This is a genomic window from Pseudomonas sp. GW821-FHT09C08 (assembly GCF_059418125.1).
On sequence record NZ_JBWKPG010000005.1, the window covers coordinates 495,540 to 509,224 of the forward strand.

Genomic DNA, 13,685 nt, shown 5'->3' on the forward strand with positions numbered 1-13,685 from the left:
TACCCATATTGAAGACATTTGACCATTTGACCGTTGTGGGTCTGCGTGAGTGGGTGGCACTTCCCGACCTGGGAGTGGCAGGCCTGCGCGCGAAGATCGACACCGGTGCCAGCACCTCCAGCCTGCACGCCACCGATATCGAGCCGTTTGAGCGCGACGGTGAGAAGTGGGTGCGCTTCACCGCCCACCTGGGCAGCGTGGTGCAACTGCGTCACCGCCGCTGCGAAGCGCCCCTGGTGACGATGAAAACCATCAAGAGCTCCAACGGCCATGCGCAGGTGCGCTATGTGATCAGCACCACCCTGGCGATGGGGGATCGGGTATGGCGGGTGGAGTTCACCCTGGCCTGCCGCAAGGCCATGCGTTATCGCCTGTTGCTGGGTTCCAAGGCGCTGATTGACGGCCACCTGGTAGTCAATCCCGGCGTCAAGTACGTTCAAGACAAGCCGGTGTTCCCGGTCTCTACTATTTCTGCCCCAGGTGCTGCATGAAGATTGCTGTGCTGTCGCGAAACCCGCGTCTGTATTCCACCCGCCGCCTGGTCGAGGCCGGCACCGAACGTGGCCACGAAATGGTGGTGATCGACACGTTGCGTGCCTACATGAACATTGCCAGCCACAAGCCGCAGATCCACTACCGGGGCAAGCCGCTGGAAGGGTTTGATGCGGTGATCCCGCGGATCGGCGCCTCGGTGACGTTCTATGGCTGCGCAGTGTTGCGCCAGTTTGAAATGATGGGGGTGTTCCCCCTCAATGAATCGGTGGCCATCGCCCGTTCGCGAGACAAGCTGCGCTCGCTGCAATTGCTCTCGCGTCGCGGCATTGGCCTGCCGGTCACCGGCTTTGCCCACTCGCCCGATGACATCCCTGACCTGATCGAGATGGTCAACGGCGCGCCGTTGGTGATCAAGGTACTGGAAGGCACCCAGGGCATCGGTGTGGTGCTGTGTGAAACCGCGACTGCCGCAGAGTCGGTGATCGAGGCGTTCATGGGGCTCAAGCAGAACATCATGGTGCAGGAATACATCAAGGAAGCCGGTGGCGCGGATATCCGCTGCTTCGTGGTGGGTGACAAGGTGATTGCCGCCATGAAGCGCCAGGCCAAGCCCGGTGAGTTCCGCTCCAACCTGCACCGTGGCGGCAGCGCCAGCCTGATCAAGATCACCCCTGAAGAACGCATGACCGCGCTGCGTGCAGCCAAGGTAATGGGGTTGAGCGTGGCGGGTGTGGATATCCTGCGATCCAACCATGGTCCGCTGGTGATGGAAGTGAACTCATCACCGGGCCTGGAAGGCATCGAGACCACCACCGGCAAGGACGTGGCGGGGATCATCATCCAGCACCTGGAGAAAAATGGCGGGCCGAACATGACCAGGACCAAGGGCAAAGGCTAGTCTCAAGCTGTAAGCTGCAAGCCTCAAGCTGCAAGAAAGAGCAAATCGGCTTGCCCTTCTCTTGTAGCTTATAGCTTGAAGCTTGAAGCTGCCCCTATACCGCGTCGCGGGGCAACATCAGGCCGAGCGGCAGCCGTACGCGCGCTTCCAGGCCGCCCCCTTCGCGGTTGCGCAGCTCGACATTGCCGCCGTGCATCGAGGCGATCCGGCGGACGATTGCCAACCCCAGACCGGTGCCCTTGCCGCCCCGCGCACGATCGCCACGGGTGAAAGGGTTGAAGATGCCTTCCAGCTCGGCCGGGTCAATGCCGGTGCCACGGTCCATCACACTCAGCACAACATAAGGTGCCGCGCTGTCGCCGGACACATACGCCGCCACTTCCACATCCGAGCCCGCATGGTGCAAGGCGTTGCCGATGAGGTTGTTCAACAAACGCTTCATGGACACCCGGCGCAGCGCAAACGGCTGGATCGGTTCCAGGCGCATGCGCACCTGTTCGCCGTTCTGGTTGTAAGGCGCTACCACCTCACGCACCAGGTCCGTCAGGTCGACCTCCTCCACCACCTCGTCACGACCATCGCGGATAAACGCCAGGAACTGGTCGAGAATCGCGTCCATGTCCTCGATATCGCGAACCATGTCATCGGTCAGGTCGGAATGATTGCCCATCAGTTCCAGAGAAAGCCGCAAGCGCGTCAACGGTGTGCGCAGGTCATGGGACACGCCCGCCAGCATCAGCTCGCGTTCGCGCCCGGCCTGTTCGACGTCCTCCGCCATCTGGTTGAACGCGCCATACACCTCGGTCATCTCACTGGGCGTATCGCTGACCGGCAAGCGCACGCTGCGACCTTGCCCCAGCTGGCGCGCAGCAAAGACCAGACGCTTGAGTGGCTGGTTGAGCTGGCGCACGAAAATCCACGCCGAGGCGGTTGAGAGCAGCCCGATCGCCAGGAACCAGCCCAGCACGTTCCAGATCTTCTGCCCACGCAGCGGATGCGGGTACAGCGGCACCTTGATCCAGGCATCCCCCAGGCTCGGCGCCCTCACCCACAGCGCGGGCGATACATGCATGCGCAATCGAACTTCGGTGTCCTCGCCCAGCTCGGCCTGCATCTGGCGCTGGTAGATCTCGCTGTAAGGCCAATGTTGCTCACCTTCCGGCACCCCGGCCCCGTCAACCCGAATCAATGTCGACGCCTTGGCGATTTTTTCACGACTCTCGGGATCGGCTGCCCAATAGCCACGTAATGTCAGGGCGACACCGTGGCTGTACTGCCGATCCACCAGCACGTCTTCGTTCATCAACAGATAAACCAGCGTGAGCGCCTTGGAAAACAGAACGACGATCAGCACCAGCCAAAGGGTGCGGGAGAAAAAACTTTGCGGGAACCAAAGAGGGGTTTTCATAGAAGACAGCTGGACACCTGGCAGGAACGAGCGGCGCTCGCAGAATTGCAGACGCCGGGCATCCCGTCGACCCTCATGGAGTCAAACGCTGGAATGCCCGCCCTGCAAATCATTGGTCACTTTGTTGCGGTGCCATCCGGCACAAACACATAGCCCACGCCCCATACCGTCTGGATGTACCGTGGTTTGGACGGATCCGGCTCGATCATCCGGCGCAGACGGGAAATCTGCACGTCGATGGAGCGCTCCAGGGCGTCCCACTCCCGGCCACGGGCCAGGTTCATCAGCTTGTCGCGGGTCAGCGGCTGGCGCGCGTTCATCACCAGCGCCTTGAGCACGGCGAATTCGCCGGTGGTGAGCATGTGCACTTCATCGCCGCGCTTGAGCTCACGAGTGGCGAGCGACAGTTCGTAGTCGCCAAATGTGACGCTCTCGTCTTCGCTGCCTGGGGCACCGGGTACCGGAGCGGCCTGGCGACGCAGCACGGCCTTGACCCTGGCCATCAGCTCGTCAGGGTTGAACGGCTTGGCCAGGTAGTCATCAGCGCCCAGCTCGAGGCCCTTGATGCGGCTCAACTCATCACCCTTGGCGGTGAGCATGATGATCGGAATCTGGTTGTTCGCGCTGCGCAGGCGCTTGCAGGCGGTGAGGCCGTCTTCGCCGGGCAACATCAGGTCGAGCACGACCAGGTTGAACACTTCACGCCCCAACAGGCGGTCCATTTGCTCGGTGTTCGGCACCGCGCGGGCACGATAGCCCTTGGAGTTGAAGAAACGCTCCAGCAGGCTGCTCAGCCCCGGATCGTCATCAACGATGAGAATTTTTTCGCCTTCAGCAGTTTGTGCAGTGCTGCTCATTGGATGCTCCTCTTATCTCGGCGCGCATTATGGCGTAGCTGCCGTTATACGCACCGTGTGCATTGTTAGCAGATTTTTCCTCTACCGCCAGCGAACCCGCGTCCCACAACCACGGGCGCAGTACCCCCCAAGGACAGAACGCTGGTTATAATGCGGCGCCGTCGTGCAGGGCAACGTCAGATCGTTACCGTTTACTGCCGGGCTTTTTTCACCCGCTTGTCGTGATTTTTTCGATTTCGAGGGTCAATAGGCAGCCTCTTGACCCAGGCAGCGGCGCCAGTCGGGCCGCTCAACCAGCTGCGCAAGGCCTTGTTTTCCGGGCCTGCGGGCTGCTTCTAAGAATTTCAGGTGGTTTTATGGACAGCATCAACAGCCGCATCGCCGAGGAACTCGGTGTACGCCCACAACAGGTCGAAGCGGCCGTCGCTCTACTGGATGAAGGCTCCACGGTGCCCTTCATCGCCCGTTACCGTAAAGAAGTGACCGGCAGCCTCGACGACACCCAACTGCGACACCTGGAAGAGCGCCTGCGCTACCTGCGAGAACTCGACGAACGGCGTATCAGCATCCTCGCCAGCATCGAGGAGCAGGGCAAGCTGACCCCGCAACTGGAACGCGACATCAAGCTCGCCGACACCAAGACCCGTCTCGAAGACCTGTACCTGCCGTACAAACAGAAGCGCCGCACCAAGGGCCAGATTGCCCTGGAAGCCGGCCTCGGCGAGCTGGCTGACGGCCTGTTCAACGACCCGTCGCTGACCCCGGAAACCGAAGCCGCGCGCTTTATCGACGCCGAAAAAGGTGTCGCCGACGTCAAGGCCGCCCTCGAAGGCGCCAAGTACATCCTCATGGAGCGTTTTGCCGAAAACGCCAGCCTGCTGGAAAAACTGCGCACCTACCTCAAGCAGGAAGCCACCCTCAGCGCCCGCGTCATCGCCGGCAAAGAGGAAGAAGGCGCCAAGTTCCGCGATTATTTCGAACACGATGAACCGCTGAAAAGCATGCCGTCCCACCGCGCGCTCGCGATTTTCCGTGGCCGCAACGAAGGCATTCTCAGCTCCGCGCTGAAAGTCGGCGACGAGCTGCCGGGCACCATGCACCCGTGCGAAGGCATGATCGGTCAACAATTCGGCATTCAAAATCAGAACCGTCCTGCAGATAAGTGGCTGGGCGAAGTGGTGCGCTGGACGTGGAAGGTCAAGCTCTACACCCACCTGGAAACCGACCTGCTGGGCGAGTTGCGCGACGGCGCCGAAACCGAAGCGATAAACGTCTTCGCCCACAACCTGCACGACCTGCTGCTGGCCGCCCCGGCCGGCCCGCGTGCGACCCTGGGCCTCGACCCGGGCCTGCGTACCGGCTGCAAGGTCGCCGTGGTCGATGCCACCGGCAAGCTGCTGGACCACGCGACCGTGTACCCGCACGTGCCACACAACAAGTGGGACCAGACCCTGGCGATCCTGGCGGCCCTGTGCGCCAAGCACGCCGTGGACCTGATCGCCATCGGCAACGGCACCGCCAGCCGTGAAACCGACAAGCTGGCCGCCGAGCTGATCAAAAAATACCCAGCCATGAAGATGACCAAGGTCATGGTCTCCGAGGCCGGTGCTTCGGTGTACTCGGCGTCGGAGCTGGCGTCCAAGGAATTCCCGGACCTCGACGTGTCGATCCGTGGTGCGGTGTCCATCGCCCGTCGCCTGCAGGATCCGCTGGCCGAACTGGTGAAAATCGACCCTAAATCCATTGGTGTCGGCCAGTACCAGCACGACGTGTCGCAGCTGAAACTGGCGCGCGGCCTGGACGCGGTCGTGGAAGACTGCGTAAACGCCGTCGGCGTGGACGTGAACACCGCCTCCGTAGCGCTGCTGGCGCGGATCTCCGGCCTGAATTCGACCCTGGCGCAGAACATCGTCACCCACCGTGACGAGAACGGCGCGTTCAAAACCCGCGCCGCGCTGAAAAAAGTCGCACGCCTGGGTGAAAAAACCTTCGAACAAGCCGCCGGTTTCCTGCGCGTGATGAATGGCGACAACCCGCTGGACGCCTCGGCGGTTCACCCGGAAGCCTACCCGCTGGTGCAGCGCATTGCGGCCGAGACCGACCGCGACATCCGCTCGCTGATCGGCGACGCCGCGTTCCTCAAGCGCCTGGATCCGAAAAAGTACACCGATGAAACCTTCGGTGTGCCGACCATCACCGACATCCTGCAAGAGCTGGAAAAACCCGGCCGTGACCCGCGTCCCGAGTTCAAGACCGCCGAATTCCAGGACGGCGTCGAAGACCTCAAGGACCTGCAACTGGGCATGATCCTCGAAGGTGTGGTGACCAACGTGACCAACTTCGGTGCCTTTGTGGACATCGGCGTGCATCAGGACGGTTTGGTGCACATCTCTGCGCTTTCGGAGAAGTTCATCAAGGACCCGCGTGAAGCGGTGAAAGCCGGTGACGTGGTCAAGGTCAAGGTCATGGAAGTCGACATCCCGCGCAAGCGCGTCGGCCTGTCGATGCGCATGAGCGACACCCCTGGCGAGAAAATCGACGGGGCTCGCGGTGCCCGCCCAGGCTCGGCGCCGCGCCAGTCGCAGAACAACGCGCCGCGCAAGGAAACCGCGACCGCCGCGCCGTCCAACAACGCCATGGCCTCGCTGTTCGCCAACGCCAAACAGTTGAAGAAGCGCTGATGGAAATCCCAGCCGGCTTGACCCAGAGCGCCTTCAGCGAACTGATCGGCTGCCGCCTGCAACGCCTGGACGAAGGCGTTGCCGAGGTGGCCCTGACCCTGGAGCCGCAACTGCGCAACCGCGCAGGCAAGCTCCATGGCGGGGCGATTTTCAGCCTCGTGGACATCACCATGGGGCTGGCCTGTTCCAGCTCCCATGGCTTCGACCAGCAGAGCGCGACCATCGAATGCAAGATCAATTACATTCGCGCGGTCTCCGACGGTGACGTGTTATGCACCAGCCGCGTGATTCACGCCGGTCGACGCACCCTGGTGGTCGAGGCCGACGTGTACCAGGACGAAAAACTGGTCGCAAAAGCACAAGGCACCTTCGCTGTCCTATAGCTCCCCGCCCTCGATTTGAGTTAATTTCGGCGCTGCGACAACAGCGTCGGAATTTTCTTGCTGCGCTATAGCCCAATTCAAGGAGTGAAGTAGGCTTTTCCAAAGCGAGTCAAATCGACTCAAAACCAGGCGATAACGCCAGTTTTAACTTCACCCTTGTAGACCGTCTTGCCCACCCCCATATTGGGGCGACTGACGCGTGAAGGAATCTAACTTGAGCGAACTTCTCAACCGCCGCCTGGCCCTGCTCGGCAAGCGCGAACACCTCTCCCTGCTAGAGCAATGCTTGCACGGCATCGAGCGTGAATGCCTACGTGTCACCGGTGAGGGTCGCCTGGCGCAAACGCCGCACCCCGAAGCCCTGGGCGCCGCGTTGACCCATGAACAGATCACCACCGACTACTCGGAATCGCTGCTGGAGTTCATCACCCCAGCCCTGCCCAACCCGGCCGATACCCTGAGCAGCCTGGACAAGATCCATCGCTTTGCCTACACCAAGCTCGGCAGCGAATACCTGTGGAGCCCTTCGATGCCGTGCCCGTTGCCGGCCGAGGAAGACATTCCGATTGCCTACTACGGCACCTCCAATATCGGACAGCTCAAGTACGTGTACCGCAAGGGCCTGGCCCTGCGTTACGGCAAGACCATGCAGTGCATCGCCGGTATCCACTACAACTTCTCGCTGCCGGAACAGTTGTGGCCGCTGCTCAAGGAGACGGAAGGGTTTGTCGGCACCGACCGCGACTACCAGTCCACTGCCTATATCGCGCTGATCCGCAACTTCCGCCGCTACAGCTGGCTGTTGATGTACCTGTTCGGAGCTTCGCCAGCACTGGACGCGGGCTTCCTGCGCGGTCGCTCGCATCAATTGGAAGTGCTCGACGCCGACACCCTGTACCTGCCGTACGCCACCAGCCTGCGCATGAGCGACCTGGGTTACCAGAGCAACGCCCAGGCTGGCCTGACGCCGTGCTACAACGATCTGGCCAGCTACACCGACAGCCTGCGCGAAGCGGTGGCAACGCCCTACGCGCCCTACGTCGAAGTCGGCACGCACAAGGACGGTGAATGGGTACAACTCAACACCAACATCCTGCAGATCGAAAACGAGTACTACTCCAACATCCGCCCCAAGCGCGTGACCTACACCGGCGAACGGCCGATCCAGGCGCTGATGGCGCGTGGCATCCAGTACATCGAAGTACGCTGCCTGGACATCAACCCGTTCCTGCCGATGGGTATCGACCTGCCGGAGTCGCGCTTCCTCGACGCGTTCCTGCTGTACTGCGCGCTAAACGACAGCCCATTGTTCGCCAATAACGAATGCGGCAACGCCACGTCCAACTTCCTCAGCGTGGTCAAGGAAGGCCGGCGTCCAGGCCTGCAATTGCAGCGCCAGGGCCAGGCAGTGGACATGAAGGAATGGGCCACCGAATTGCTCGAGCAGATTGCGCCGCTGGCGGCCCTGCTGGATGCGAGCCACGGCATCAGCGAACACAGCGAGGCGCTGGACGCCCAACTGGCCAAGGTCAAGGACCCGTCCCTGACGCCATCGGCCCAAGTGCTGGCGGCAATGGCCGAGCGCAAAGAGAGTTTTGCGCAGTTCTCCCTGCATCAGAGCGAGGTCCACGCCGAGCATTTTCGCCGCGAGCCGTTGCCAGCCGAAGAGCAGGCGCGCTTTGAAGAGCTGGCGCGCACGTCGCTGGCACAGCAGGCGGAGCTGGAACAGAACGAAGTGGGCGATTTTGACGTGTTTGTCGGGTCGTACCAGGCCAGTATCCTGGCGATCAGTAACTAAGGCATCACGCCACCCCGTGTGGGCGCTGGCTTGCCTGCGATAGCATCAACCCGGTAGATCTGAACTACCGAGTCGTGAGCATCGCAGGCAAGCCAGCTCGCACATTTGGCCAATGCGCCCTCAACACCCGCATTCACTCTTCTCCTCATAAGCTAATTCGAAAATGTTATTTATTTTCGGATTCTTAGATCATTTAGTCTCCTCACACGCCGACCCTCGGCCGCCTGATTGAGGAGCTTCCCTTTGAAACTTTTGACCCCACTGCGCCTCCTGGCGGCGTTGTCCTTGGCCGGTGCCAGTCTGTTTGCCCACGCGGCGGATGTAACCATCGCCTACCAGACCACCGTGGACCCGGCGAAAGTCGCCCAGGCCGACGGTGCTTATGAAAAAGCCACCAACACCAAGATCGACTGGCGCAAATTCGACAATGGCGCCGACATCATCGCCGCCATCGCCTCCGGCGACGTGCAGATCGGCTACCTCGGTTCCAGCCCGCTGACCGCAGCGATCACGCGCAAAGTGCCGGTGGAAACCTTCCTCGTTGCTACCCAGATCGGCGGTGCCGAAGCCCTCGTGGCGCGCAACGGTTCGGGGATCAACAGCCCGCAGGACCTGGTCGGCAAGAAAGTCGCGGTACCGTTCGTGTCCACCGGTCACTACAGCCTGCTCGCCGCGCTGAAGCACTGGAACATCGACCCCTCGAAAGTGACCATCCTCAACCTCGCCCCGCCGGCAATCATCGCCGCCTGGAAGCGCGGTGACATCGATGCCACTTACGTATGGGACCCCGCCCTAGGCGTGGCCAAGGAAAACGGCAAGGTGCTGATCACCTCCGGCGAACTGGCCAAGTTCGGCGCGCCGACCTTCGATGCGTGGATCGTACGTAAGGATTTTGCCGAGAAGCACCCGGAAATCGTCACGGCCTTCGCCAAGGTCACCCTGGACGCCTACGCCGCGTACCGCAAAGACCCACAAGCCTGGATCGCTGACAAAGGCAACGTCGACAAACTGGTGAAGCTCTCCGGCGCCAAGGCCAGTGATATCCCGCTGCTGCTGCAAGGCAACGTCTATCCATTGGCGGCTGACCAGGTGACCCTGCTGGGCGCCCCGACCACCAAGGCGGTGACCGACACTGCAGCGTTCTTGAAGGAGCAAGGCAAGGTCGACGCCGTGCTGCCGGACTACGCCCCTTACGTCAGCGCCAAGTTCATCACTAACTGATTCAGGAGTTCATCGCGATGGCCTTGCTACAACTGGAGCGCATCAGCGCACAGTACCCAGGCGCCACAGAACCGGTACTGTCTGATATTTCATTGGAGCTCGGGCCCCAGCAATTGCTGGTAGCCCTCGGCCCGTCCGGCAGTGGCAAGACTTCGCTGTTGAATCTGATTGCCGGCTTTGTCGAACCGTCCGCCGGGCGCATCACCCTTGATGGCGTGCCGGTCAAAGGCCCGAGCGCCGAACGTGGCGTGGTGTTCCAGGACGACGCCCTGCTGCCCTGGCAGGACGTGCTCGCCAACGTCGGCTTCGGCCTCGAACTGGCCGGAGTGGCCAAGGCACAACGCGAAGTGCGCGCCCGGGAAATGCTCGCACTGGTGGACCTCGCCGGTTTCGACAGCCGCCGCATCTGGCAGCTCTCCGGCGGCCAGAAACAGCGCGTCGGCCTGGCCCGCGCCTTGGCAGCAGACCCGCGCGTGCTGCTGATGGACGAACCCTTCGGCGCCCTCGATGCCTTCACCCGCGAGCAGATGCAGGAGCTGTTGCTGCAAGTCTGGCGGCGCACGGCCAAGCCGGTATTCCTGATCACCCATGACATCGAAGAGGCGGTATTTCTCGCCACTGACTTGATCCTGCTGGCGCCCAACCCTGGCCAGATCGTCGAACGCCTGCACTTGGACTTTGGCCAACGCTACGCCGCCGGTGAGTCGGCGCGGGCGATCAAATCCGACCCGCGTTTTATCGAAACCCGCGAACACGTGCTGGGCAAAGTGTTCTCGCAACGGCAGGTGTCCGCATGAGCAGCTACGAACTTCCCGCCACCGCGGCCAAGCCGGTGACGCACACCGTTATCCCCGTGCGCCGCAGCCTGAGCACGCGCTGGATCAGCCTGCTGACCCTGGTAGCCTTGCTGGCCATCTGGTGGGCCGTGACCGCCACCGGCCTGATCGAGCCGCTGTTCCTGCCGCCGCCGTCTGCCGTGCTGCAAAAAGGCTGGCTGCTGGCGACCACGGGCTACATGGATTCCACCCTATGGCAGCACTTGGGCGCGAGCCTCAGCCGTATCGGCCTGGGCCTGGGCTTTGCAGTGCTGACCGCCGTGCCGGTGGGCATTGCCATCGGCGCCAACCGTATTGCGCGTGGCATTCTCGACCCGCTGATCGAGTTCTACCGGCCGATTCCGCCGTTGGCGTATCTGCCGCTGATCGTGATCTGGTGCGGCATCGGCGAACTGTCCAAGGTGCTGCTGATTTACCTGGCGATCTTTGCCCCGATTGCCATCGCCACCGCGACCGGTGTGCGCACCGTCGACCCGGCCAAACTGCGCGCGGCGCAGTCGCTGGGTGCGACCCGCGCCCAGTTGATTCGCCATGTGATCCTGCCGAGCGCCCTGCCCGACATCCTCACCGGCGTGCGCATCGGCCTGGGGGTGGGCTGGTCGACATTGGTTGCTGCCGAGCTGATCGCGGCCACCAGTGGCCTGGGCTTCATGGTGCAGTCGGCGGCGCAGTTCCTGGTCACCGATGTGGTGGTACTGGGGATCCTGGTGATAGCGCTGATTGCCTTCGCCATGGAAATGGGCCTGCGCGCCCTGCAGCGCAAATTGGTGCCTTGGCATGGCCAGGCACACTAAGCACTTATTGACGAGAACCGCATGAGCAGCCTGACCGTTACGCCATTAAGCACCGCCCTGGGCGCCCAGATCAGTGGCGTCGATATCACCCAGCCGCTGAACGTCGAACAGCGCGACGCCATCGAACAGGCGTTGCTCACGCACTCGGTGCTGTTCTTCCGTGGCCAGCCGATCACCCCGCAGCAACAGGCGCGGTTCGCGGCGAATTTCGGTGACCTGCACATCCACCCGATCTACCCCAATGTGCCGGAACAGCCCGAAGTGCTGATCCTCGACACCGCCGTCACCGACGTGCGTGACAACGCGGTGTGGCACACTGACGTGACCTTCCTGCCCACCCCGGCGCTTGGCGCGGTGCTCAGCGCCAAACTGCTGCCGGCGTTTGGTGGCGACACGTTGTGGGCCAGTGGCATCGCGGCGTATGAGGCGCTGTCCGAGCCGTTGAAGCACTTGCTCGACGGGCTTACTGCCACCCACGACTTCACCAAATCCTTCCCGCTGGAACGCTTCGGCAACACCGCCGAAGACCTGGCGCGCTGGGAAGAAACCCGCAAAAAAAACCCGCCGCTGTCGCATCCGGTGGTGCGCACGCATCCGGTGAGTGGGCGTAAATCGTTGTTTGTGAGCGATGGGTTTACCACCAGGATCAATGAGCTAGAACCTGCCGAAAGCGAAGCGATCCTGAAGCTGCTGTTTGCTCACGCGACCCGCCCGGAGTTCACCATTCGCTGGCGTTGGCAGGAAAATGACGTGGCGTTCTGGGACAACCGCGTGACCCAGCATTACGCGGTAGATGACTACCGGCCGCAACGGCGAGTGATGCACCGGGCGACGATTCTTGGGGACGTGCCGTTCTAGATCACACAGAAGATCGAGGGTGGGGCTGGCTTGCCTGCGAAAGCGGTGGATCAGCCAACACCTCCATCGACTGACACACCGCCATCGCGGGCAAGCCCGGCTCCCACAGTGATTTGGATCGTGCCGAAAAAATTCGCCCCACTGAAGATCAACTGTGGGAGCTGGCTTGCCTGCGAAAGCGGTAGCCCAGCCAACACCTTCATCGACTGACCCACCGCCATCGCGGGCAAGCCCGGCTCCCACAGTGATTTGAATCGTGCCGAAAAAATTCGCCCCACTGAAGATCAACTGTGGGAGCTGGCTTGCCTGCGAAAGCGGTGGATCAGCCAACATCTTCATCGACTGACCCACCACCCTCACCGGCAAGCCCAGCTCCCACAGTGACCGACTACTGCAGATTACTCAGCAGTAGACGGCTTCTCCCACAAGTTGATCCCGCCTTCCTGCGCGAACCGATCGATCTCCGCCAGTTCTTCGGCACTGAAGCTCAGGTTCTTCAACGCCCCGACGTTTTCAATGATCTGCTCCGGCCGGCTCGCACCGATCAGCGCACTAGTCACCCGTGGGTCGCGCAAGGTCCAGGCCAGGGCCAGTTGCGCCAGACTCTGGCCACGGCGCTGGGCGATTTCATTCAGCGCGCGCACATGGGCGATGTTGGCTTCGGACAGGTGCTTGGCCTGCAACGAACCGCCACCCGGACGATTCACTCGTGCGTCGGCCGGCACGCCGTTGAGGTACTTGTCGGTCAGCAGCCCTTGAGCCAGCGGTGTGAACGCAATCACCCCGGCGCCGAGTTCTTCGGTGGTGTCCAGCAGGTCTTTTTCCACCCAACGGTTGAGCAAGTTGTAGGCAGGTTGGTGGATCAACAGCGGCACTTTCCACTCTTTAAGCAGCGCCGCGATTTCGCGGGTTTTTACCCCGGAGTAGGAAGAGATGCCGATGTACAACGCCTTGCCTTGCTGCACGGCGGTGGCGAGGGCGCTGGCGGTTTCTTCCAGGGGGGTGTCGGCATCAAACCGGTGCGAGTAGAAAATATCCACATAGTCGACGCCCAGGCGTTGCAGGCTCTGGTCGAGGCTGGCCAGCACGTATTTGCGCGAACCGCCGCCCTGGCCGTAGGGGCCGGGCCACATGTCCCAGCCGGCCTTGCTGGAGATGATCAACTCGTCGCGGTAGTGCTTGAAGTCTTCGCGCAGCAAACGGCCGAAGTTGATCTCGGCGCTGCCGTACGGCGGGCCGTAGTTGTTGGCCAGGTCGAAGTGGTTGATCCCCAGGTCGAACGCGGTGCGCAACAGGGCGCGCTGGGTGTCGATCGGGGTGCTGTCGCCAAAGTTGTGCCACAGCCCCAGGGACAGTGCCGGCAGCACCAGTCCACTGCGGCCTACGCGGCGATACGGAATAGATTCATAGCGGTTTTCGGCAGCAATGTAAGTCATCGAATCCTCTCTTGGACGTA

General features: G+C 62.0%; 12 protein-coding genes. 9 read left to right on the plus strand and 3 right to left on the minus strand.

Translation table 11 applies throughout. The annotated features are described in order from the left end of the window. Window positions 1–8 precede the first annotated feature (8 nt). Window positions 9–491: a retropepsin-like aspartic endopeptidase RimB gene (gene rimB, locus AC07OJ_RS20175; protein WP_065899600.1), complete on the plus strand. Its 483-nt coding sequence runs from the start codon at window positions 9–11 to the stop codon at window positions 489–491. Continuing rightward, entirely contained in the window at window positions 488–1,393 is a 906-nt protein-coding gene (gene rimK / locus AC07OJ_RS20180; RefSeq protein WP_003187674.1) for a 30S ribosomal protein S6--L-glutamate ligase, read from the plus strand. Before rimB ends, rimK begins: the two co-directional genes overlap by 4 nt. A gap of 94 nt (window positions 1,394–1,487) precedes the next feature. On the opposite strand, the gene AC07OJ_RS20185 is transcribed toward rimK, so the two are convergent. Then, window positions 1,488–2,801 carry an ATP-binding protein gene (locus AC07OJ_RS20185; RefSeq protein ID WP_065899599.1) on the minus strand — a complete coding sequence of 438 codons (1,314 nt, stop codon included), beginning with the start codon at window positions 2,799–2,801 and terminating at the stop codon, window positions 1,488–1,490. Window positions 2,802–2,917: 116 nt separating this feature from the next. Continuing rightward, on the minus strand, window positions 2,918–3,658 hold the full coding sequence (gene ompR, locus AC07OJ_RS20190) for an osmolarity response regulator transcription factor OmpR (RefSeq protein ID WP_065899598.1): 741 nt from the start codon (window positions 3,656–3,658) through the stop codon (window positions 2,918–2,920). A 356-nt stretch (window positions 3,659–4,014) separates the two neighbouring features. Here ompR and AC07OJ_RS20195 point away from each other — a divergent pair, with 356 nt between their 5' ends. The 7 genes from AC07OJ_RS20195 (at window position 4,015) to tauD (ending at window position 12,229) form a co-directional block, all read left to right on the plus strand. Continuing rightward, window positions 4,015–6,339, plus strand: a complete 2,325-nt coding sequence (locus tag AC07OJ_RS20195) for a Tex family protein (RefSeq protein WP_065899597.1) — start codon at window positions 4,015–4,017, stop codon at window positions 6,337–6,339. Continuing rightward, window positions 6,339–6,722, plus strand: a complete 384-nt coding sequence (locus AC07OJ_RS20200) for a PaaI family thioesterase (RefSeq protein ID WP_106805443.1) — start codon at window positions 6,339–6,341, stop codon at window positions 6,720–6,722. The genes AC07OJ_RS20195 and AC07OJ_RS20200 overlap by 1 nt, the downstream gene beginning before the upstream one ends. A 214-nt stretch (window positions 6,723–6,936) precedes the next feature. Further along, entirely contained in the window at window positions 6,937–8,520 is a 1,584-nt protein-coding gene (gene gshA / locus AC07OJ_RS20205; protein WP_065899595.1) for a glutamate--cysteine ligase, read from the plus strand. A 243-nt stretch (window positions 8,521–8,763) separates the two neighbouring features. Beyond that, a complete protein-coding gene (tauA, locus tag AC07OJ_RS20210) occupies window positions 8,764–9,741 on the plus strand; it encodes a taurine ABC transporter substrate-binding protein (protein ID WP_495095041.1) in 978 nt (325 codons plus the stop codon). Window positions 9,742–9,758: 17 nt separating this feature from the next. Further along, the gene (gene tauB / locus AC07OJ_RS20215; protein WP_120447387.1) at window positions 9,759–10,538 is read left to right on the plus strand and encodes a taurine ABC transporter ATP-binding subunit; all 780 of its coding nucleotides are present in this window, start codon (window positions 9,759–9,761) and stop codon (window positions 10,536–10,538) included. Then, window positions 10,535–11,371: a taurine ABC transporter permease TauC gene (gene tauC, locus AC07OJ_RS20220; RefSeq protein ID WP_201143321.1), complete on the plus strand. Its 837-nt coding sequence runs from the start codon at window positions 10,535–10,537 to the stop codon at window positions 11,369–11,371. The genes tauB and tauC overlap by 4 nt, the downstream gene beginning before the upstream one ends. Window positions 11,372–11,392: 21 nt before the next feature. Beyond that, the gene (gene tauD, locus AC07OJ_RS20225) at window positions 11,393–12,229 is read left to right on the plus strand and encodes a taurine dioxygenase (RefSeq protein ID WP_495095042.1); all 837 of its coding nucleotides are present in this window, start codon (window positions 11,393–11,395) and stop codon (window positions 12,227–12,229) included. 398 nt (window positions 12,230–12,627) lie between these two features. On the opposite strand, the gene mgrA is transcribed toward tauD, so the two are convergent. Next, window positions 12,628–13,665: an L-glyceraldehyde 3-phosphate reductase gene (gene mgrA / locus AC07OJ_RS20230; RefSeq protein WP_010214105.1), complete on the minus strand. Its 1,038-nt coding sequence runs from the start codon at window positions 13,663–13,665 to the stop codon at window positions 12,628–12,630. Between the last annotated feature and the right edge of the window lie 20 nt (window positions 13,666–13,685).